General features: G+C 60.2%; 20 protein-coding genes. 12 read left to right on the top strand and 8 right to left on the bottom strand.

The window, feature by feature from the left end; translation table 11 throughout:
- The first annotated feature begins 88 nt into the window (after positions 1 to 88).
- Positions 89 to 829: a YbaY family lipoprotein gene (locus ACR0D8_RS01860; RefSeq protein WP_480644247.1), complete on the top strand. Its 741-nt coding sequence runs from the start codon at positions 89 to 91 to the stop codon at positions 827 to 829.
- A 10-nt stretch (positions 830 to 839) separates the two neighbouring features.
- Here ACR0D8_RS01860 and ACR0D8_RS01865 read toward each other — a convergent pair whose 3' ends face one another.
- From ACR0D8_RS01865 to ACR0D8_RS01880, 4 genes are all read right to left on the bottom strand, one after another.
- On the bottom strand, positions 840 to 2501 hold the full coding sequence (locus tag ACR0D8_RS01865; protein WP_480644249.1) for an FAD-binding dehydrogenase: 1662 nt from the start codon (positions 2499 to 2501) through the stop codon (positions 840 to 842).
- Between the two features lie 11 nt (positions 2502 to 2512).
- Positions 2513 to 3370 (bottom strand): bile acid:sodium symporter family protein, encoded by an 858-nt coding sequence (locus ACR0D8_RS01870; RefSeq protein ID WP_480644250.1) that lies wholly within the window; start codon positions 3368 to 3370, stop codon positions 2513 to 2515.
- Positions 3371 to 3442: 72 nt separating this feature from the next.
- Complete coding sequence (locus tag ACR0D8_RS01875) at positions 3443 to 4177, bottom strand: glutamine amidotransferase (protein ID WP_480644252.1); 735 nt, start codon at positions 4175 to 4177, stop codon at positions 3443 to 3445.
- A gap of 16 nt (positions 4178 to 4193) precedes the next feature.
- Entirely contained in the window at positions 4194 to 5966 is a 1773-nt protein-coding gene (locus ACR0D8_RS01880; protein WP_480644253.1) for an SLC13 family permease, read from the bottom strand.
- A 110-nt stretch (positions 5967 to 6076) separates the two neighbouring features.
- On the opposite strand from ACR0D8_RS01880, the gene ACR0D8_RS01885 reads away from it, so the two are divergent.
- A complete protein-coding gene (locus ACR0D8_RS01885) occupies positions 6077 to 6817 on the top strand; it encodes a YebC/PmpR family DNA-binding transcriptional regulator (protein ID WP_475158812.1) in 741 nt (246 codons plus the stop codon).
- Positions 6818 to 6968: 151 nt separating this feature from the next.
- Entirely contained in the window at positions 6969 to 8237 is a 1269-nt protein-coding gene (locus tag ACR0D8_RS01890) for an MFS transporter (protein ID WP_480644254.1), read from the top strand.
- An 8-nt stretch (positions 8238 to 8245) separates the two neighbouring features.
- Here ACR0D8_RS01890 and ACR0D8_RS01895 read toward each other — a convergent pair whose 3' ends face one another.
- Positions 8246 to 9136, bottom strand: coding sequence for a LysR family transcriptional regulator ArgP (locus tag ACR0D8_RS01895; RefSeq protein ID WP_480644255.1), 891 nt, complete (start codon positions 9134 to 9136; stop codon positions 8246 to 8248).
- Between the two features lie 86 nt (positions 9137 to 9222).
- On the opposite strand from ACR0D8_RS01895, the gene ACR0D8_RS01900 reads away from it, so the two are divergent.
- The 6 genes from ACR0D8_RS01900 (at position 9223) to ACR0D8_RS01925 (ending at position 14986) form a co-directional block, all read left to right on the top strand.
- Complete coding sequence (locus ACR0D8_RS01900; RefSeq protein WP_480644256.1) at positions 9223 to 9822, top strand: LysE/ArgO family amino acid transporter; 600 nt, start codon at positions 9223 to 9225, stop codon at positions 9820 to 9822.
- Positions 9823 to 9862: 40 nt separating this feature from the next.
- Positions 9863 to 10771: a DMT family transporter gene (locus tag ACR0D8_RS01905; protein ID WP_480644258.1), complete on the top strand. Its 909-nt coding sequence runs from the start codon at positions 9863 to 9865 to the stop codon at positions 10769 to 10771.
- Between the two features lie 86 nt (positions 10772 to 10857).
- Positions 10858 to 11430, top strand: coding sequence for a choline-binding transcriptional repressor BetI (gene betI, locus ACR0D8_RS01910; RefSeq protein WP_480644260.1), 573 nt, complete (start codon positions 10858 to 10860; stop codon positions 11428 to 11430).
- The gene (gene betC / locus ACR0D8_RS01915; RefSeq protein ID WP_480644261.1) at positions 11427 to 12935 is read left to right on the top strand and encodes a choline-sulfatase; all 1509 of its coding nucleotides are present in this window, start codon (positions 11427 to 11429) and stop codon (positions 12933 to 12935) included. Before betI ends, betC begins: the two co-directional genes overlap by 4 nt.
- A 74-nt stretch (positions 12936 to 13009) precedes the next feature.
- On the top strand, positions 13010 to 14668 hold the full coding sequence (gene betA / locus ACR0D8_RS01920; protein ID WP_480644262.1) for a choline dehydrogenase: 1659 nt from the start codon (positions 13010 to 13012) through the stop codon (positions 14666 to 14668).
- Positions 14669 to 14746: 78 nt separating this feature from the next.
- The gene (locus ACR0D8_RS01925; RefSeq protein WP_475158825.1) at positions 14747 to 14986 is read left to right on the top strand and encodes an HP1242/YdcH family protein; all 240 of its coding nucleotides are present in this window, start codon (positions 14747 to 14749) and stop codon (positions 14984 to 14986) included.
- Positions 14987 to 15061: 75 nt separating this feature from the next.
- On the opposite strand, the gene ACR0D8_RS01930 is transcribed toward ACR0D8_RS01925, so the two are convergent.
- Positions 15062 to 16462: a helix-turn-helix domain-containing protein gene (locus ACR0D8_RS01930; protein ID WP_480644263.1), complete on the bottom strand. Its 1401-nt coding sequence runs from the start codon at positions 16460 to 16462 to the stop codon at positions 15062 to 15064.
- A gap of 65 nt (positions 16463 to 16527) precedes the next feature.
- Positions 16528 to 17733, bottom strand: a complete 1206-nt coding sequence (locus ACR0D8_RS01935; RefSeq protein WP_475158828.1) for a multidrug effflux MFS transporter — start codon at positions 17731 to 17733, stop codon at positions 16528 to 16530.
- Positions 17734 to 17916: 183 nt separating this feature from the next.
- Between ACR0D8_RS01935 and ACR0D8_RS01940 the strand changes: the two genes are divergently transcribed.
- From ACR0D8_RS01940 to ACR0D8_RS01950, 3 genes are all read left to right on the top strand, one after another.
- Positions 17917 to 19449, top strand: a complete 1533-nt coding sequence (locus tag ACR0D8_RS01940; protein WP_475158832.1) for an acyl-CoA carboxylase subunit beta — start codon at positions 17917 to 17919, stop codon at positions 19447 to 19449.
- Positions 19450 to 19562: 113 nt separating this feature from the next.
- Positions 19563 to 20048, top strand: coding sequence for a DUF6497 family protein (locus tag ACR0D8_RS01945; RefSeq protein ID WP_480644264.1), 486 nt, complete (start codon positions 19563 to 19565; stop codon positions 20046 to 20048).
- A 136-nt stretch (positions 20049 to 20184) separates the two neighbouring features.
- Complete coding sequence (locus ACR0D8_RS01950) at positions 20185 to 20538, top strand: hypothetical protein (protein ID WP_480644266.1); 354 nt, start codon at positions 20185 to 20187, stop codon at positions 20536 to 20538.
- A gap of 86 nt (positions 20539 to 20624) precedes the next feature.
- On the opposite strand, the gene ACR0D8_RS01955 is transcribed toward ACR0D8_RS01950, so the two are convergent.
- Positions 20625 to 21776: a DcaP family trimeric outer membrane transporter gene (locus ACR0D8_RS01955; protein WP_480644268.1), complete on the bottom strand. Its 1152-nt coding sequence runs from the start codon at positions 21774 to 21776 to the stop codon at positions 20625 to 20627.
- Between the last annotated feature and the right edge of the window lie 636 nt (positions 21777 to 22412).

Genomic DNA, 22412 nt, shown 5'->3' on the forward strand with positions numbered 1-22412 from the left:
GTGGAATCGCTGATCTGAGGCAGCGGCTCTTGTAAATGCCGATCCTGACACGATCTTTTCACCAAAGCGGAAGTGAAAGGATCTTACCATGCCATTTCCAAAGCTCGGTCAGATTATCGTCGCCAGCGCAATTGTGCTGACCCTTCTGGGCACCCAAAGCCATGCCGGCACGGTGACGGGAACCGCCACCTATCGCGAACGGATCGCGGTACCGCCGGACGCGACGCTTTATGTTGAGCTTCAGGACGTGTCTCTGGCTGATGCCCCGTCTGTGGCGCTTGCCTCGAAACGCTATGCGATGGATGGCGTGCCCGCGCAGTTTGAGCTGACCTTTGACGACGCATTGATCCGGAACAGCCATCAATACGTCGTGCGTGCCACCATCAATCAGGGGCAAAAGCTGCTGTTTACCACGGATACGGCCTATCCGGTTCTGACCGATGGGGCGGGGAATTCCGCAGACCTCATGCTGGTGCAGGTTCAGGGAGACATCATGCTTGAGAATACGCGGTGGACCGCCGCTGTCCTGAACGGTGCGCCGATTGAGACAGAGCGCCGCCCCGAGATTTCCTTTGCTTCGGGAGGGGCCTTTTCCGGCAGCGGTGGCTGCAACCGGTTCAATGGTCAGGCCGAGATCTCCGGTGCGAATATCGCATTCCCCGACAACATGGCCGCAACGCTGATGGCCTGCCCCCCAGCCCTTGAAGAGGTCGAGCGGCAGTTTTTTGATGCGCTGCAGAATGTCACCACCTTCGCGATGGAAGGCGATGCATTGGCGTTTTTGGACGCAGCGGGGGAGCCGGTTATCAAGCTGGCTCGCACCCAGTAGTGCTGGACCGTCACGCGACGGCCCTTGACCGCCCGGCATTGCGACCCGAAAAGATACAGCCCCCCAGGAACGAGCCTTCGAGCGCGTTATAGCCGTGATAGCCGCCACCGCCGAAACCGGCGACTTCACCTGCGGCGAACAGGCCGGGAACAACCTCGCCATCCGCTCCGATCATCTGACTGTCCAGATTGGTCTGCAGCCCGCCCAGCGTCTTGCGGGTCAGCACGTGCAGCTTAACGGCAATCAGCGGGCCGTTGGCCGGATCAAGGAACTTATGCGGCTTCGCCGTTCGGATCAGCTTGTCGCCTCGATAGTTGCGCGCCGCCAGAATGGCGGCCATCTGCGCGTCCTTGGTAAAGGGGTTGTCGACCTGGCTATCCCGCGCCTCGATCTGCGCACGCAGATGCGCCTCGTCAATCAGGCCACCGCCCAATTGGTTCATGCCGCTGACCAGTTCGGTCAGGGTGTTTGCGACGATGAAGTCTTCTCCGTGTTCCTTGAACGCCTCGACCGGGGCGGTCGCCTTTGATCCGGTCAGGACGCGCTGGAACAGCACTTCGCGCCAACCGCCGTCGGTCATATCCGGGTTCTGTTCCGAGCCGGACAGGGCAAATTCCTTCTTGATGACCTTCTGAGTCAGCACAAACCAGCTGTATTCATACCCGGTTTTCAGGATTTCCTTCAACGTGCCCAGCGTGTCGAACCCCGGTAGGCAGGGCGGTTTCATCCGGTTGCCGCGCGCGTCGAACCACATAGAACTTGGGCCGGGCAGGATGCGGATTCCGTGCGACGGCCAGATCGGGTTCCAGTTGCGCACGCCTTCTGTGTAGTGCCACATCCGGTCGCCGTTGATCACATGGCCCCCCGCCTTTTCGCTGATCGGGATCATCCGACCGTCAACGTGGAAGGGCACACCGGCCACCATGTCCTTTGGCGGCTCGCCCAGCCGGTCGCGTGGCCAGTTCTTGCGGACCATTTCAAAGTTGCCGCCGATCCCGCCGGAGGTGACGATGACCGAGGGGGCATAGACCTCGAACTCGCCAACTTCGTCACGGTTTGTCTTGGCGCCATGAGCGGCGGTGTCGTCTGCCAGAACTTCGCCCGAGACGCCCTTGGCAGTGCCGTTCTGCATGATGATGTGGCTGACCTGATGGCGGAACTTCAACTCGATCAGACCGGCATCGACATGTTCGCGCACCCGGCGGATAAAGTGTTTCAGAACGCCCGGACCGGTGCCCCAGGTGATATGGAACCGCGGCACCGAGTTTCCGTGACCATCGGCATAGGACCCGCCACGTTCGGCCCAGCCGACGATGGGAAACCAGCGCAGGCCCATCTCGTACAGCCAGGGGCGCATCTCGCCGGCGGCAAATTCCACATAGGCCTCGGCCCATTTGCGGGGCCAGGCGTCTTCGGCGCGATCGAACTGCGCGCTGCCCATCCAGTCGCGCAGGGCCAGGTCGCGGCAGTCTTTGATGCCCATCCGCCGTTGTTCCGGCGTATCGACCATGAACAACCCGCCAAGGCTCCAGAATGCCCGCCCGCCCAGAAAGTGCTCGGGTTCCTGATCCAGAACGATCACCTTCTTGCCGCGATCACCCAGTTCCGCGGCGGCGGCCAGACCGGCCAGCCCGGCGCCCACGACAATGGCGTCAGCAGTGTTGTTGGTCATGACATGTCCTTTCAGCGGCTGCGCATCCACGCGATAAACGGCAGGGCCACGGCATACATCGTGATCCCGTAGACGGCGGACGGCAAGGCAAGCGGGCTGAACCCGCTGTCCGTTCCCGTGATCAGCGCCGCCAGAGTAATCCCCAGCGTCGAGTTCTGGATACCGGTTTCGATCGAGATCGTCTTACTCTCATTCCACGACAGTTTCGCGGCACGCGCCAGCCCAAGCCCGATCAGCAGCAGCGCAATATTCAATGAGATCAGACCGGCCCCCATGACGCCAAGATTGTCGACGAACAACTGCCAGTTCCCGGCCAATGCGGCGATGACGATCAGGACGAAGAGGACAACCGCAACTCTGGACAAGGGCGCGTCGATCCGTTCGGCCAGAGCGGGCGCAAAATGGCGCAGGCTGACCCCGATGGCGACGGGCAGGGTCGTGATCAGGAACATGGCAACGGCCAGCCCGGTGATCGAAACCTCGGGCGCGTCTTCACCCATGAAATGATTGATCGACCAGGCAGCCAGAATGGGAACCGTCAGAATCGACAACAGGCTTATCACCGCGGTCAGGCTGACCGACAGGGCGACATCGGCCTTGGCCAGTTTCGACAGGATATTGCTGGTGACGCCGCCGGGGCAAAAGCTGAGCAGCATAAAGCCCACGGCGATTTCAGGCGGCAATGCAAACAGCTTTACGGTGATGAACGCCGCGACAGGCAGCAGCACAACCTGGCTCAGCGCGCCGATGGCGAACGGGTACCGCCGGCTCAGGACACGGCGGAAATCGGCCACCTGTAGCCCGACACCCAGTGACAGCATGATAATGGCCAGCGACAGGGGCAGGCCGACATTTATTAGCAGATCCAAGAACAACTCCTCCCAAAGCCGTTCGGGCCAGCCTATGCGAGGGGCGAAGGCGCAGGCAACCGCGCCGTTGGGTCACCCGTAGCGACGGGCGAAACGGCGCAGGATTTCGCCGGGCTGGGTGACATCGGCGGCATGGCAGACTTCGATCAGGCGCTGCGCGTCCTCGGGCGGAAAATACCCGTGATCCTTGTATATGTTGATGCGCTGTTCAAAGTCCCGCGCGTCGGCTTCGGGGTGAAACTGGGTGGCATAGACGTTCTGACCCCAGCGGATCATCTGAAAGGGGCAAGGGTCCGATGCCAGCAGGTTCACGCAGCCCTCCGGCAGGGCTTGAACGGCCTCTTTGTGACCCACAAAGGCATCAAAGGTCTTGTCCAATCCGGCGGTCAACGCGTCACGCGCGCCTTCGTCAGTCAGATGGCAGGTCGAGGGGCCGACAGGCTCGCCGAAGCGGTCCTTGCTGACCTCACCGCCCAGATGCGCAGCCAGAATGCCCAGCCCATAGCAGCAGCCCATGAACGGATGATCCTGCGCAGTGATCTGGGGCATCAGACCCATAATGGCCTCTTCAATACGCGCATCCGTCGCCGATTTCTTTGCCGGGTCGTCGCTGACACAACCGGGGCCACCGCCGACGATCACTCCGGCATAATCTGTCACGCCAAGCCCTGCGGGCAGGTCTTCGCAATCCAGACGAATGCGGTGGGTTTGATCAGGGGTCAGGCCGGACTTGTCCAGAATCGACGCATATTCGGCGTCCGAGGCGTCGGGTTCCGGGCGGAGTTGCAGGATCAGAAATCGCTTCATACTCTGCCCTTACCCGTCAAAGCGGCCAGAAGACAAGGATGGCGGGAACGGAAACTGCAACGATGAGGATTTCCAGCGGCAGCCCCATTCGCCAATAGTCGCCAAACCGATACCCTCCGGGGCCCAGAACCAAAGTGTTGTTCTTGTGTCCGATGGGCGTGAGGAATGCGGCCGAGGCCGCCACTGCAACCGTCATCAGGAACGGATCGGGCGACACCTCCAGTGCGCGGGCCATCTGGATGCCTACGGGCGCGGCGACAATTGCGGTGGCAGTGTTGTTCAGTACGTCGGACAGAGTCATTGTGACCACCATCAACACCGTCAGAATGGCCCAGGCGGGCAAGCCGTCGGTCAGGTGCACCAGCGCATTGGCGATCAGTTCGGTACCACCGGAGGTTTCCAGAGCGCTGCCCAAGGGGATCATCGATCCCAGCAGCACGACCACCGGCCATTCGATGTGATTGTAGATATCGGCAATCGGCATGATCTTGGTCAGCACATAGGCCACCACCACCAACCCCAGCGCAATCGGCAGGTAGATCAGCCCGACGCTTGCCGCAAGCACGGCGGCAGCAAACAGGCCGATGGCCAGCCATGCCTTTTCGTTGGCGGTCACATTCAGCCCGCGCGCCGCCAGCGGCAGGCAGCCCAGCCATTCGGTCACATCCGCACTGCGGTCGCGGGGACACAGCAACAACAGGATATCACCCGCCTCAACCTGCGTCTTGCGAACCTGCTCGGTGATGCGGCGGCCCTGCCGCGAGATGCCCATCAAGACTGTGCTCTGCCGCCAGGCCAGCCCCAGGCCCTGCGCTGTGCGACCGGTGATGCGCGAGCTTTCGGGCGCGACGACTTCGATCACCTCAAGCCCGTCGCCTTCGGCAGTCAGAAGTTCCTGACGCCGGGTGTCCGAGAAATCGAGGTTCAGCGCCGCGCGAAACTCATCCAGCGCCTCGGGACGGGCTTCCAGAACCAGTGCATCGCCGTTGTGCAGCGTGGCGTGGGCCGAGCGCCCGTAGCGCCGCTTGCCATCGCGGATCAGTCCGATAATCGCAACGTCGGATTTCTCGGCCGCCTCGTAAAGCTCGCTGACGCGTTTGCCGATATGGGCCGACTCCGGCGGGATGGTCAGTTCGGCGATATACTCGGCCAATACCTCAGACGTTTCCTCCTGCGGGCCCCGGTTCGGGATAAGCCGCCATCCGATTAGTGACACAAAGGCCAGCCCGGCAATCGCCGCCAGCCCGCCGACCGGGGCGAAATCGAACATCCGAAAGGGTTCGCCCAGTGTCTCGGCCCGGATCGAGGCGATGATGATGTTGGGCGGCGTCCCGATCAGCGTCGCCATACCGCCGAGAATGGTGGCAAAGCTCAGCGGCATCAGGGTCAGGCCCACCGACCGCCCGGCCTTGCGCGCCGTCTGGATATCGACCGGCATCAGCAGCGCCAGCGCGGCCACGTTGTTCATGAAAGCCGACAAAACCGCTCCGATCCCGCCCATCAGCGCGATATGCGCGCCAAGCCCCCGCGAGGCATCGACCAGCGTTCGGGTGATCAGGAAAACGGCCCCCGACCGGACCAGCCCGGCGGAAACCACGAGAACCAGAGCAACGATGATGGTTGCCGGATGACCAAACCCGGCAAAGGCGTCGTCCACCGGTACAACGCCCAGCACGACCCCGATCAGCAAGGCGGAAAAAGCCACAAGATCATATCGAAACCGGCCCCACAGCAGCATCCCGAAAACAGTGGCGAAAAGGGCAAAAAGAATAATCTGATCTGTCGTCATGCCGTCACCATACCCGCAAGGGGGGCTGTCGCAAGCCGCTCTCTTGATCCCATGCCCCGCAAACGTCTATATGAGCGCCGAATACGCAATCACTATCACGAGGACGCAACATGGCAGGCCATTCCAAATGGGCCAACATCCAGCACCGCAAGGGGCGTCAGGACGCCGCGCGGTCCAAGCTGTTTTCCAAACTGTCGAAAGAAATCACTGTCGCCGCCAAGATGGGCGACCCCGATCCCGACAAAAACCCACGCCTGCGTCTGGCGGTGAAGGAAGCCAAGTCAAACTCGGTTCCCAAAGACGTGATCGACCGCGCGATCAAGAAGTCGGTTGCGGGCGAGGGCGACGAATATGAAGAAATCCGGTACGAAGGCTATGGTCCGAACGGCGTGGCTGTCATTGTCGAGACGATGACTGACAACCGCAACCGGACCGCGTCGACCGTACGCTCGACCTTTTCCAAGAACGGCGGCAATCTGGGCGAGACAGGGTCGGTCGGATTCATGTTCGAACGCAAGGGCGAAGTGGTTTATCCGGCCTCGGTCGGTGACGCCGACACGGTGTTCGAAGCGGCCATCGAAGCCGGTGCCGAAGACGTCGAAAGCTCGGACGAAGGTCACATCATCTGGTGCGCTGACACCGACCTGAACGATGTGTCGAACGCGCTTGAAACCGCGCTGGGCGAGACGGAGTCGACCAAGCTGGTCTGGAAGCCCACCACAACGACCGAACTGGGCCTGGAAGACATGCAGCGCCTGATGAAGCTGGTCGATGCGCTGGAAGATGACGATGACGTTCAGCGCGTGACGACAAACTTCGAAGCGTCGGACGAGGTCATGGCGCAGCTCTGATCCAGATTCTGTCTCGCAGATCGGAAAGCCCGGCCTCTGGCCGGGTTTTTTCTTTTGTACCGACCGGGGTTCTTGGCCGGTTGATCGGAACCCGGTAGATTTGGGTTAATGCCTGAAGACACTTTGCCGGGGTAAGTAGTCGATTGCGAGAATGACAGACAGCCCACCAAACCCACCGAACAGGAACATTCCGGTCCTGACGGGGCAGAGCATCCTGTCTCAGGTCGCCTGGACCCTTGGCAGCCCGTCCATCGTGCTGCCGTTTCTGGCGGTGTCGCTGGAATTGCCGATGTTCATCGCCGGCGCGCTGGTGTCGGTGCGGATGGTGGGAAGCATGATCTCCGACATCTTTCTGGCGCAGCCGATCGCGGCCCGACAGCGCAAGAAGCGCGCGATTGCCATAACCGAAATCGCAATCGGCGGGTGTCTGGTTCTGGCGCTGGTCGTGGCGGCAACCGGGGTTGTGCCGCTGATCGGCATCGCGTTTGTCGCGACGTTTTTCCTGATCGGTCTGATCGAGGAGGTGCAGTCACTGATGCTGACCGACCTGCTGGGCGACCATGTGCAGTCAAAATCGCGCATGATCATGCATTACCTGCAACTCGGTGTCGGGGGCCTGGGGGCCATCGGGCTGGCTTTACTTGTCCACGAAGTAACCAAAGAAAAACCGCCCTTTTCCCGCCACTCTGCGGTAATTGCGGTGTCTGTGGCATTCTTCATCCTGTCCGGCCTGTCCATTCTGGCAATGTCGGAGGCGGTGCGTCGAAACAGGGCCGATATGCACACGGTTGCAAAACGAAAATTCATCCAGAACTTTACCGATATCTGGGCCATGTTCGATGAGCCGTGGTTCCGCAGATATATGGTCATGCGCATGCCGCTGGTCGTGGTTTCCCTGTCCGTTCCATTCTTTGCTTTGCTGGCGGCGGAATCTCATCACACGTCGGCGAAAGGGCTCACCGCCATGATCGTTTCGTCCGCCTCGGGATATCTGGTCTCTGCCCCGTTGTGGCAGATGGTCAATCTGAAGTCACACAGGGCGGTCATGGTCATGGGGAACATGATGATAGCGCTGAGCGGTATTGTTCTTTTGTCGGTCCACTATCTGGGCATTGAGCATGACGTGCACATTCACGCCATTGCCCTGTTCATCGTGACGGTGGCAGCCACGGGTGTCAGCAGCGCCCGAAGGCTGTATTTTCTGGACGTCGCCCCCAAGGATCAGCGCGTCAAGGCCGTTGCCGCGGTCAAAAGCATTTGCCGGATCGCGGCAGTTGCCCTATCGGCGGCGCTGGCCGGTGTCGCGCATATGCATGAGGTCGCCTGGGCAATCGTGTTCATTGTGATCGTGAGCCTGTTCGCTGCTGTAACCTGCTATCGAATGGTTCTGCCGGGTGCGAAGGAAAAAGTTGCCTCGTGACCGGCGCGTTAAGCGCCGGCGGGCAGAAGCGCGTCAGCGGACACCCGTCTGACCGCATCGGTCAGGGGCGCCAGCGCCGACGCCAGAACTCTGCCCGCCTGCCAGGTCAACGGAACATCAAGGGGCGCGTCGGGCAGAACAAGGCAAAGCCGTCCGTCCGCCAATGCCTCCTGCGCCAGCGCGACCGGGTTCATTCCCCAACCCAACCCGGAAATCGCTGCATCCACAAACCCGTGCGACGAGGGCAGAAAATGCGAGGGCGGCGAAATCCTGCGGCCCGTCTGACTGGCGATCCAGGCCTTTTGCAAACCGTCCTTTCGGTTGAATGTCAGGCACGGAGCGCGGGCGAGCGTGTGCTCATCGACGCCGTTGGGAAACCATCGACGCATAAATTCCGGGCTGGCCGTCGGCACGTATCTCAAGTCACCCAACGCATAGGCGTCGCAGCCTGAAACCGCTTGCCCGCCAACCGTTATCGCCGCGCTGACCTCGCCGCGCCGCAACCATTCCGCAGAGTGATCCTGATCATCCAAAACCAGATCGAACAACAGGCCGTCCACCCGCGCCATCGCATGGATGAACCACGTCGCCAGAACATCGGCCGGAACTGCGATCCGCACACGCGCCGGGCCGGGGGTCTGGTCCAGGGTCAGGTCGCGGGCCAGCTTCGATTCAAGCACTCCGATATCTTCGGCGTGCTGCGCGATACGCAGGCCCGCGGGCGTGCCGGTGCAGGGCGTGCCCCTGTTGATCAGGGCCGCGCCCACGCGATCCTCCAGCGCCTTGATCCTTTGAGAGATGGCGGAGGGCGTCACGGCAAGCTCAGCGGCTGCAGCATCAAAACTGCCGTGGCGCAAAATCGCAGATAAGGCGGACAGGTGGTTCGGATCCAACAGCATTAGCAAAACTTAACACAGATCAATATCTTTAATTTGATAGATGCTCCCACCAGCGTTAGTCAACGGCACAGAACGCAGGAGGCTTCATGTCCACATCCCTGATTGCCGGTTTCGCCCTGGGGTTCAGCCTGATCCTGGCGATTGGCGCGCAAAACGCTTTTGTTCTGCGTCAGGGATTGCGGCGCGAACATGTTTTCCCGCTGTGCCTCACCTGTGCGGTCTCAGATGCCATTCTGATCGCCGCCGGCGTTGCCGGGTTCGGAACACTGGCACAGGTTCTGCCGTGGTTCGAGCCGGTCATGCGCTACGGCGGAGCGGTTTTCCTGATCTGGTACGGGATGCGCAGCCTGCAATCGGCGCTGCGCGGTGGCGCAGCAATGGACGTGAGTGAGGGGAAACGTACCAGCCTGCGGTCGGTTCTGGTGACTGTTCTGGCCTTTACCTGGCTGAACCCGCATGTCTATCTGGATACAGTTGTCCTGATTGGTTCCATCTCAGCGCAGTACGAGGATCGTCTGGCTTTCGCCACGGGTGCCGTCTTGTCCAGTTTCGTGTTCTTTTTCTCGCTGGGGTACGGTGCAAGCGTATTGTCGCCAATCTTTGCACGGCCGCGCGCGTGGCAGGTTCTGGACGTATTGATCGGTGTTGTTATGCTTGCGATTGCTCTCAAACTTGTGGTGATGTGACGGGTTGCCCCTGCGCGGCATTCCGTGTTCAACCGTTAACATGTCAACTCTTACCGCCCAATACCGCCCGCTGGCGGGCATGTTCTGGATGTTTTCCGCCGGGTTGTCCTTTGTGGTCATGACCGCTCTGGTCAAGTCGCTGGGGGCGACGATGGATCCGATTCAGGCTGCGTTTCTGCGGTTTGCCTTTGGGTTGGTCTTTTTGCTGCCTGCTTTGCGCCTGGTTCTCAGAACGCATCTGACGCGCAGGCACCTGATGCTGTTCGGAGCGCGGGGCATCGTCCATGCCGGGGCGGTGATGCTCTGGTTCTTTTCAATGACGCAGATCCCACTGGCTGAGGTCACGGCGATGAACTACATGACCCCGGTTTACGTCACGCTTGGTGCGGCGCTGTTCCTGGGCGAAAAACTGGCCTTTCGCCGAATTGCCGCCATCTGCGTTGCGGTGATCGGCGTTCTTATCATCCTGCGCCCGGGGTTTCGGGAAATCTCGGTCGGGCACATCACCATGCTGGGTACGGCCCTGGCGCTTGGGGCGTCATATCTGCTGGCCAAGGTGCTGGTGCGCGATCTTCCACCTGCTGTCGTTGTCGCCCATATGTCCATCTGGGTAACCGTGTTTCTGATCCCGTTTGCAATCGCAGTCTGGACGCCGCCCGACCTGCACGAGCTTGGGATTCTGTTCCTGGTCGCCAGTTTCGCCACGATGGGTCATTACTTCATGACCCTCGCGCTGAAGGCCGCCCCGGTGGCCGTCACACAGCCGGTGACTTTCCTTCAACTGATCTGGGCGACATTGTTGGGTGCCCTGGTCTTTCACGAACTGGTCGACGTCTGGGTTGTGGCGGGCGGAACGCTGATCCTGTCTGCGGTCAGCTTCATCGCCTGGCGCGAGGCGGTCCTGAATCGCGGCAACTTGACGACCCCCAGCATTGCCCCCAAACTCTGACCGTTTCGGTCCCGGCAAACGTTATTGATTGACGAGTCAATAAAAACCCCGTAGCGTTTTCTCAGTATTCGCAGTGAGGGGTAACGATGCCGAAACTCGGAATGGAGCCAATCCGTCGTGATGCGATCGTCAAGGCGACGATTGCCGAGCTTGGGTCGAAAAAATCTCTCGACGTGACCGTCAGTCAGATCGCCAAGCGGGCGGGTATGTCCAGCGCATTGGCGCACCACTATTTCGGCGGCAAGGATCAGATTTTTCTGGCCGCTATGCGCCGTATTCTGTCCGATTTCGGCACCGAAGCGCGGGAGGAGCTGAAAGCTGCCGCGCCGCATGGGCGCGCGCAGGCCATCATCAGGTCGTGTTTTGCCCCGTCCTGTTTTACGCCCGACGTCATTGCCGCATGGATGACGTTCTACGTGCTGGCACAAACCAATGATGATGCGTTGCGGTTGTGGCAGATTTATCAGTCGCGCATCCGTTCTAACCTGATCTACGCGCTGCGCCCCTTGCTGAGTGACCCGGTCGAGGCGGCCGAGAACATGATCGCGCTGATCGACGGGTTGTATATCCGCGCCGCGCTGAGCGCACCGGAAGAACCGCAATTGGCCGTCAACCACGCGATGCGTGTCCTCAATACGTTAATCGAGGCTGAAAAATGACAAAACCGAATATTCTGATCCTGATGGTGGATCAGTTGAACGGGACCCTCTTTCCAGACGGCCCCGCAGACTGGCTTCATGCCCCGAACCTGAAGAAGCTGGCCGCGCGGTCGACCCGGTTTGCCAATGCCTATACTGCCTCGCCGCTGTGTGCGCCGGGACGGGCCAGCTTCATGTCCGGGCAGTTGCCGTCGCGCACTGGCGTCTATGATAATGCCGCCGAGTTCCGCAGCGATATCCCGACCTATGCGCATCACCTGCGTCGCGCGGGCTATTACACCTGCCTGTCCGGCAAGATGCATTTCGTCGGTCCTGATCAGTTGCACGGGTTCGAGGATCGTCTGACCACCGATATCTACCCGGCTGATTTCGGCTGGACGCCGGATTACCGCAAGCCGGGTGAACGGATCGACTGGTGGTACCACAACATGGGCTCGGTCACGGGCGCAGGGGTGGCCGAAATCTCAAACCAGATGGAATATGATGACGAGGTTGCCTATAACGCCAAGGCCAAGCTTTATGATCTGGCCCGTGGCAAGGACGATCGCCCGTGGTGCGTGACCGTCAGTTTTACCCACCCACATGATCCCTATGTCGCGCGCCGCAAGTATTGGGACCTTTACGAAGATTGCGAACACCTGCTGCCCGAAGTTGCTGATCTCGGTTATGACAATCAGGACCCGCATTCCCAGCGCATCTTCGACGCCAATGATTGGCGCAGCTTCGACATCACCCAAGAAGATATCCAAAAGTCCCGCCGGGCCTATTTCGCCAATATCTCGTATCTGGACGACAAGATCGGCGAAATCCTCGACGTCCTGGAAACCACGCGGCAAGAGGCGATCATCCTCTTTGTTTCCGACCACGGCGACATGCTGGGCGAGCGTGGATTGTGGTTCAAGATGAACTTCTACGAAGGCTCGGCCCGCGTGCCGCTAATGATTTCCGCCCCCGGATTGCCAGCCGTACGGATCGACACGCCGGTATCGACCATCGACGTGACACCGACTCTTGGTGCGTTGGCGGGCGTTGACATGGCCGAGATTGCCCCCTGGACCGATGGCCAAGACCTTGTGCCGCTGGCGAACGGAACCGAGCGTACCGCTCCGGTGGCCATGGAATACGCGGCTGAGGCGTCTTATGCGCCTCTGGTGTCGCTGCGTTATGGCAAGTGGAAATACAATCGCTGTGCGCTGGATCCGGATCAGTTGTACGATCTGGAGGCCGACCCGCACGAACTGACCAACCTTGCCGACAGTCCCGACCATGCCGGTACGCTGCAAACACTGCGGGCCAAGTCCGAGGCGCGCTGGGACCTCGACAGCTTTGATGCCGATGTTCGCGCCAGTCAGGCCCGCCGTTGGGTTGTGTACGAAGCGCTGCGTCAGGGGGGGTATTACCCGTGGGACTATCAGCCGCTGCAAAAGGCGTCCGAGCGCTACATGCGCAATCACATGGATCTGAATGTCGTTGAGGAAAACGCCCGCTTTCCGCGCGGCGAGTAACCTCTTCATATTTTTCGAAAATATTCCCGCCGGAAGCGCCCGAACCAGGCTCGGCGGGTCATGGAGACCTGAAAATGGAAGCAGATTTCGTCATCGTTGGCGCAGGATCCGCAGGATGCGCGATGGCTTATCGACTGAGTGAGGCGGGGGCCTCGGTTCTGGTGATCGAACATGGCGGCACCGATGCCGGCCCGTTCATCCAGATGCCGGCCGCGCTGAGCTATCCGATGAACATGCCGATGTATGACTGGGGATACCGGTCCGAGCCTGAACCCCATCTGAACAATCGCCAGCTTGCCTGCCCGCGGGGCAAGGTCATCGGCGGTTCATCCTCGATCAACGGCATGGTCTACGTGCGCGGTCACGCGCGCGATTTCGACAGCTGGGCCGAGATGGGGGCTGATGGATGGTCCTATGCGGACGTGCTGCCCTACTACAAGCGTATGGAAACCTGGCACGACGGTGGTCATGGCGGTGATCCGACCTGGCGCGGGACCGACGGGCCGCTTCATGTTTCGCGCGGTCCGCGCGAGAACCCTCTGTTTCAGGCCTTTGTCGATGCGGGTCAGCAGGCAGGGTACGAAGTGACCGGCGACTATAACGGTGAAAAGCAGGAAGGCTTTGGCCCGATGGAGCAGACCGTCTGGAAGGGGCGGCGCTGGTCAGCGGCAAACGCATACCTGAAGCCCGCGATCAAACGCGACAACTGCGATATCGTTCGCGGACTGGCGTGCCGAATTGTCATGGAAAACGGTCGCGCAACCGGAGTTGAACTGGTGCGCGGCGGCAAGAAGGAAATCATTCGCGCCCGGCGCGAGGTGGTTCTGGCGGCGTCGTCGATCAACTCGCCCAAGCTGCTGATGCTGTCCGGCATCGGCCCGGCGGCGCATCTGGCCGAACATGGAATTGAGGTTGTTGCCGACCGCCCCGGCGTCGGCGCAAACCTGCAAGACCATCTGGAATTATACATCCAGCAGGCCTCGCTGCAGCCAATCACGCTCTACAAACATTGGAATCTGGTCAGCAAAGGGCTGATCGGCGCACAATGGCTGTTCACCAAAACCGGTCTGGGGGCGTCGAACCAGTTCGAAAGCGCGGCCTTCATCCGTTCGAAGCCCGGTGTGGAGTATCCGGATATCCAGTACCATTTTCTGCCGATTGCCGTTCGCTATGACGGGCAGGCAGCGGCCGAGGGGCACGGGTTCCAGGCACATGTCGGGCCGATGCGCTCGCCCTCACGTGGGGCGGTTACGCTGCGCTCGGACAAGCCCGAGGACGCGCCGGTGATCCGGTTCAATTACATGAGCCACGAGCAGGACTGGGAAGATTTCCGCAGCTGCATCCGCCTGACACGCGAGATTTTCGGACAGGACGCCTTCAAACCTTATTCCGGCAAGGAAATTCAGCCGGGCGCCGCCGTGCAAACCGACGAGGAACTGAATGCGTTCATCGCGGAACATGCCGAAAGTGCCTATCACCCCTGCGGCACCTGCCGGATGGGGCGGGCGGATGACAGGCACGCGGTTGTTGATCCCGAAGGTCGCGTAATTGGCGTAGATGCCCTGCGTGTGGCCGACAGTTCGATCTTCCCGCAGATCACCAACGGCAACCTGAATGCGCCCTCGATCATGGTGGGTGAAAAGATGTCGGATCATCTGTTGGGCAAGGAGGCATTGCCAAAGGCCAATGATCGCCCGTGGATTCATCCTGCATGGGCAACCGCACAGCGGTGATTTGATCCGCGTCAAAGCAAGGTGTGGGAAAGACGTATAGACCTGAATCGCAACGACATATTTCAGGAGCGAACAGGAATGTCCCACACCCCGCATGAACTGGCCGAGGAATTTCCGGAGAAAGTTGAAATGATGAGCCAGCTCAAGCAAACGGATGCGCATTTCGCCCGGCTGGCAGATGAGTATCACGAGATCAACCGCATCGTGCATCGCGCCGAGACCAACATCGAACCGATGGAAGATTTGGCCGAGGGCGAAATGCGCAAGAAACGCGCGGCGCTCAAGGATGAGATCTGGGCGATTTTGTCGAAAGATTGAAGCAACAGGGCGGGGGCTCTGCCCCCGTCGCGGCAGGCCGCGACTCCCCCGAGGTATTTTCAGGCCAGGTGAAGATCAGGTGACTTCGTAAGGCAGGGTGCCGCGGGTATGCGCGTCGATGGACAGGCGCCTTTCCAGAGGCGGGACCGAGCGCTGATGGCAGTTTTGCCGTTCGCAGATGCGGCACGAGATGCCGATGGGTTCGTAGGCGCTGGCGTTGTTGATATCGAGATTGTCGGCGTAAACCAGCGCCTCGGCATGGCGTACTTCACATCCCAGGGCAATGGCATAGCGGCGCACAGGCGCGCCGAAAGACCCGCCCGATTTCGACACGTCCCGCGCGAGGGAGATATATCGGACACCGTCCGGAGTTTCCGCCAGTTGCCGCAGGAAATGGCCGGGGGTTTCGAAAGCGCGGTGGACGTTCCACAGGGGGCAGGCCCCGCCGAAGCGGGCGAATTGCAGGCGTGTGGCCGAATGGCGCTTGGTAATCGTCCCGGCCTGATCGACACGGACAAAGAAGAACGGAATGCCCTTGGCGCCGGGGCGTTGCAGCGTGGACAGCCGGTGTGCCACCTGTTCAACTGACGCGCCGAAGCGGTTGCTGAGCAGTTCAAGATCGTGGCGATACTCCTGCGCTGACGACAGGAACGCGCCGTAGGGCATCAAGGAGGCACCGGCGAAATAGTTGGCGAGGCCGATCTTGGCGATCGCACGCGCCTCGTCGCTTTGGAACTTGGCAAAGTCCAGCGTGGCCTCAAGCAACTGGTCCTGGCTGATAAGCGCGACCTGTAACAGCAACTGAAAGACTTGCGTTTGCGGTGCCGTGCGGGACGACAGCAGGAGTGTTTTGCTGTCGCCGTCGTATTTCCGCGTTTCTTCGATTTCCACGAACTGTACGCGAATACCACGCTCGGCAAGGCTTTCGATTGCGGCGGCGCGGACACCGCCTGTGGTTTCGGCGCGGCCCGCAAATCGTTCCGCTGCGCGGTCGACCGCGTCGATGTAATTGTCGCAATAATGAAAGAAATCGCGCACTTCTTCCCATGGGCTGGCCTGAATCCGGGCGTCTTCACGCCCCAATGCCTCGTCCAGAGAGGCCAGCCGCTCATGCGTCTGGCGATAGGTTCTGTGCAGCGCGATAAAGGCGCGTGCCAATGCAGGGGCGTTGGATGCCGTCAGCCTCAGATCGGCTAGAGGCGGTATGGCGTCGTCAAAGACCGGGTCGGCCAGCGCCTCGCGCATGTCAGACACCAGACGTTCGCTGTCACCGGTGCTGAGCTCGGTCACGTCCATGCCGAATTCTTGTGCAAGGGACAGCACGACCGTGGTGGAAATCGGCCGGTTGTTGTTTTCCATCTGGTTGAGGTAGGGCAGCGATACGCCAAGTTTTGCAGCGAATTCCTTTTGCGTCAGGGTCAGACGCGTCCGCATCTCGCGCAGCTTCGCGCCGGCATAGAGTTTTTGGGTCGCCATAACGGGCCTTTGCAACTTTTCCGTTGCTGAAAGCTAACTTTGCAAACCTGCGGGCGCAAGTGGCCTTAAAGTCCCAGTTGCCTTTCGCGCCGGATCACGACTGCGATCGCGCAGATCGCCAGGGCGGATGTTGCCAGCATAAGCCACAGCAAGGGCATCGCGCCTGTCTCGTGGGTCAGCAGGGCGCCTGCAAAGGCGCTCAGACCCGCGCCGCCGCCCAGCATGATTGCGCCGCTCAGGCCGGATGCGGTGGCCGCAAGGTGCGGGCGAACGGACAGGGCGCCGGAAGTGGCATTGGGAATGGTCATGCCGTTGCCGACCCCGACGAAGGTCATGAAGCCGAAAAAGCTGAGCGCTGAGCCGGCGCCTGCCAGAAACAGGGTTGCCGAAATCGCAACGCCGATTGCGTTCAGCCAGCTTCCCCACAGGACCATTCGGTTCACGCCATACCGGACCGAATACCGCCCGCTGAGGAAGTTTCCGAAGAAATAGCCAAGTGCCGGGGCACCGAAATAAATGCCCAGTTCCGAGGCCGACAGGCCGAACAGTTCCGTGCCGATGAAGGGCGCGCCGCCAAGGTAGGCGAAGAAGGCACCGGATGAAAACGCCGAAGACAGCGAATATCCCCAGAACCGCGGCGATCGCAGCAGCTCCGGGTATTCGCGAAACTGCTGTATCAGCGTCTTGCCGCTTTTGGTTGAGGTTTCGCCAAAATCGGCAAAGGTCAGGGCCAGCGTCAGGGCCCCAAGTCCGAAGGGCAGCCAGAAGTTTGCCTTCCAGCCAAAGCTTTCTTCGAGCAGGCCGCCGATACCGGGGCCGATCATGGGAACAACGGCCATACCCATCGTGACATAGCCGATCATAGATGCAGCCTGATCCTGATCATAAAGGTCCCGCACCGCCGCACGGCTGAGAACCATTCCGACAACCACGATTGCCTGACACATCCGGAAGGCAAGAAACACTTCGGCGTTTGGGGCGTAGATGCAGCCCAGCGTTGCAACCAGAAACAGCGCGAGCCCCCACAGCAGAACCGGCCTGCGGCCGGCCTTGTCCGCGATGGGGCCAATCAGGATCTGAAGCACAGCATTAACCAGCAGGTAGAGCGCAATCGACAATTGCATGACCTTGTAGTCCGTGTCGAAATACAGGGCCATGTTCGGCAGGCTGGGCAAAAACAGGTTCAGGCTCAGGGCGGACATCCCTGAAAGCAAAACGAGCGTGGCGATAGTGGGGGGCGAACGGCGCGCCCGGGATGTGCTGAACTGCATGGTTCACATGTATAGTGACGGTTTTTGGGAATACCATGCATGTCCGTCCGGTATCCGTGAACTTCGCAAATTTACAATTTTCCCGCTATCCGTTTCCAGAACTTTGCAAATTTGCCGAATGATGCTTTGGTCCGAACGACTCTGCGTATATGGTCGCGCCAGATTTTACAGGGGATTATCGTCATGAAAGACATCCTTTCCGAGCTTGAAGACCGCCGGAACGACGCGCGGCTTGGTGGCGGACAACGACGCATCGACGCGCAGCATGCACGGGGCAAGCTAACGGCACGCGAGCGGATCGAATTGCTGGTGGACGAAGGCAGTTTCGAAGAGTTCGACATGTTCGTCAGCCATCGCTGCACCGATTTCGGAATGGAAAATCAAAAGCCTGCGGGTGACGGGGTGGTTACTGGCTGGGGCACGATCAATGGCCGCATGGTCTATGTGTTCAGCCAGGATTTCACCGTGTTCGGCGGGTCGCTGTCGGAAACCCACGCGCAGAAGATTTGCAAGATCATGGATATGGCGATCCAGAACGGCGCTCCGGTGATCGGCATCAACGACTCGGGCGGGGCGCGAATCCAGGAAGGCGTGGCGTCGCTGGCCGGTTATGCCGAGGTGTTCCAGCGTAACATCATGGCCTCGGGCGTGGTGCCGCAGATCAGCGTGATCATGGGTCCTTGCGCGGGCGGAGCAGTCTACAGCCCGGCGATGACCGATTTCATCTTCATGGTCAAAGACACGTCCTACATGTTCGTGACCGGGCCTGATGTTGTCAAAACCGTCACCAACGAGGTCGTCACCGCCGAGGAACTGGGCGGGGCGTCGACGCATACCAAAAAGTCCTCGGTCGCGGATGGGGCATTCGAAAACGATGTCGAGGCTCTGGCCGAGGTGCGTCGTCTGGTCGATTTCCTGCCGCTGAACAACCGGGAAAAGCCGCCGGTGCGCCCGTTCTTCGACAGCCCAGACCGGGTTGAGACCTCACTGGACACGCTGATCCCGGACAATCCGAACACGCCCTACGATATGAAGGAACTCATTACCAAAGTGGCGGATGAGGGTGACTTCTATGAGATTCAGGAAGACTACGCCAAGAACATCATCACCGGATTTATCCGCCTTGAAGGTCAGACGGTCGGTGTGGTCGCAAACCAGCCGATGGTTCTGGCGGGATGTCTGGATATCGACAGCAGCCGTAAGGCCGCGCGGTTTGTGCGTTTCTGCGATTGCTTTGAGATACCGATCCTGACGCTAGTCGACGTGCCGGGCTTTCTACCCGGAACCTCGCAGGAATATGGCGGTGTCATCAAGCACGGCGCCAAACTGTTGTTCGCCTATGGCGAGGCGACTGTGCCAAAGGTGACCGTGATTACCCGCAAGGCTTATGGCGGTGCCTATGATGTTATGGCCTCGAAGCACCTGCGCGGCGACTTCAACTATGCCTGGCCCACCGCTGAGATCGCGGTGATGGGAGCCAAGGGCGCGACCGAGATCATCCACCGCGCTGATCTCGGGGATTCCGAAAAGATCGCACAACATACTCAGGATTATGAAGACCGCTTCGCCAATCCGTTTGTTGCGGCTGAACGCGGCTTTATCGACGAGGTGATCATGCCGCAATCGACCCGGCGCCGCGTGTCGCGGGCTTTTGCCAGCCTGCGCAACAAGAAGCTGAAGAACCCGTGGAAGAAACACGACAATATTCCGCTGTAAGGGATGCACGCCAAGCGTCTTGTCCAACCGGCCGCCATGGGAACCCATCCCTGATGGCCGGTCCCGGCACAATTCCCTGTAAGCGAGTTTGACTCTGAGGCCAAAACTGCTAAATGAAATGCCTTATCAGACATAGAAAAGCGCGGGCCGAAAGCCATGCGCGCGCGATCCCGGAGAGAGGAGCCTGCCCTTGGCAGGTCCGGGATCGCGCCTTTGTCCTGTTCCTTCTGGCCCTGAGTTCCCCCGCCTTTGCAGAAACCGAAGTTCTGCTGCCAGTTCCGTCCGGCCAGCCCGTGCATCTGAGCGACGTTCTCCTGGACAATAACCCCGGTGAACTGTGGCTGCGGTTTCGCTTTATCGCCCCCAAGATCGGCTCGACCACAGGGCGGATCGGGTACGATGTCGCCGCGGCGGATATGGAGCATCTGTGCCAGACGCTCGCGGTTGCCTATGTGGCCGAATACGAACTTGCCCCCGCGCGGGTCGTCATTTCGCTGTCGGACCGGCCCATCGAGTTCGGACGCGCGTCCCCTGACGCCACGCAGTTTTTCGAAGCCTACCGTCTGGAGCAGTCGCAATGTATCTGGGAGGGGCTCTGACCATGAAATACCATTTTCATGACCTCAGGGCGTTTCTGAAATCCAGTGCGGCCTTGGAGGTACGCAATATGATCCGATCCGGTTTCGGACCTGGCCCTGTTTTCTCAGTGAATGATCAAATTGAAGAGGTGGCGGCATGCTGAAGCACCGCGGATTTCCCGGTCGTCTGGCGGGAACCGATTTTCAGTTCACCATTCGGCGGGCCAATCCCAAAGGGGTCACGCCGCTGACCCGTCGCGAACGGTTTCGCGACCGCAAGCCAGCGGACCGCCGCGCGGATGTCGCGTTTCTGCAGGCGTTGTGGGAGCATTTTGGCGACCAACCTTTTGAACGCGGCAATCTGGATGCCGGACGCCTGAGTTGGTTGTTCGAGCGTGAGGTTATCCCGGCCGAAGACCCGTTTGATCCGGCCAACTACGGCGCGCTTCTGATGATTGATCCGGATGTGGCGCGGGTGTCATTTCCCGACATTTTCGACGGGGTGCGCTGATCGTGCAATTCATGACCGCACATATCCCGTTTGGGCCTGTCCAGGCCAAAACCCTGCCCGATGCCGGGCAGGGTCGGTTTGTGCGGTCAGAAATTCAGCTGAGCGGCCACCTGCACGCGGTTGCCGTCAAAGGTGCGGCCTGTGGGCGCGTCATTCCGCTCGCCATAGATATACTCGGCGCTGAGGGTCAAACTGTCCGTCGCCTTGTAGAAGGCGTTGACATGGATCGTCTCAAGCTCGGTAAAGGCCAGCGTACCGGTCGAGGTCGGGAGGTCGTAATCCTCTTTACCGTAGGCGATGCCGACGTTCCATTTTGGGCCGATGTCCTGACGGAATTCGATGGTATAGCCATCCACATCGTTGGCCTGACCGCCGACAACGGGATCACCCAGGCCGATCAGGTAGGGCCCAAGCGCCTCGCCGGTGACATAGTTGATCTGGAACAGGCCGCCTTCCCACGGACGGACCGAGCCGGACAGGGTAAGACCGGTCTGATCAACTTCGACGCCGCCGCTTTCCGCGGTGCCATAGAGCGCGGCGGCGCGCGCGATGTAAGTGCCGTCATTGAATTCCGCCGAAGCGGTCAGCACCGGATCCTGCGAGTTCGACCCGCTGACATTCTCTTCGACAGAAACTGCGAAGGTCGTGTTGGTTCCGAATTTGTTGGAGTACCTCACCTGAGGTACGCGGGCAAAGGCGATCCCGACCGGGCCGTTGAATTCCACCGAGGTCGGATATGTGTCGAGTGGCTGGAAATTGGTCCAGTACTGTCCGATCAGCCAGGCGTCGCCCACCCGGATATTGGCGTGGCGCAGGCGGAATTCGGCCGTGCCATTCGACGCGAACAGGTCAACCTCCAACTGACCGTCGATATCGCCGATGGCGCTGGGCGTACTGGTGCGCAACCCGATCCGCGACTGACGAACGGTCGCGCCGAACGTGCCGCTGGTTGCGGCCGACGGCTCGCCGATAACGTTGACGAAGGCGGTATCACCCTGATCGAACTCGAAGTCATAGAAGAAGTCGGCCTTGACGTAACCGTAGACGTCCAGCGTTGTGTTGCCAACGCGCAGGTCGCCGGTCCCCGAGCCGGGGTTCTCAGCCTCCAGCGCCTCGACGCGGGCCCGCAGCGCGTCAAGTTCGGCCTGGGTCTGGGCATCTTGGGCATAAGCAAGCGAGCTGGTCACACTAAACGCGGTGGCAGCAAGCAGAAATGCCGTTTTCCCTTTTATAATCATGTGGATGTTTCCTTGTGTGCGAGTGTGCACGCGCACCGTTCCACGCAGGGGAAAATCTGGGAAATCACGAGATCGGGACCAAGAAGCGGATTTTTCACAAGAAAAATTGTGCTGCGCGTTGCTTTTTTTCACACGCCGGTGACCCGCGCGGTCAAGGCCCGGCGAATGTGGAACAATTGCGCGGCTTTCGCGGTTGCAGTACGTGATGATGCGTCTGCAGAAACCGCAGAAAACGGGCCGCTTTGTAACGGAAGTGTGACGCTGCCGCCGGCAGGTGTGGGCTTTTGCGGTCAACAACCTATCGGCGTAAATCTGCGCGGGAATTTGCCCAATGGGCAGATTCCAGCCGGAAAATTCGCGGGCGGTGAATCTTCGTTTGCACCCTCTGCCGGGGCGTGCATGTTGAACGGGCCGTGCGGCTCTACTTTGCCTGCGCCGCACAAGCACCTACTATTCCGTACCCCTTCCTTCCGCGGGCAGGTTTGTGATCCCCACAAAATCCTGCCCGCGTTTTTCTTTGCGCCTGATCCGTGCCCGAGGCGGCATAAACCTGCGCAATTCTCCGGTTCACGGCGCCTGATATTGAATAACAACCGGTATTTCCGGCATCTGCCCCCAGAAACGTCAATAATCTTA

Source organism: Ruegeria sp. BG10 (assembly GCF_056538575.1).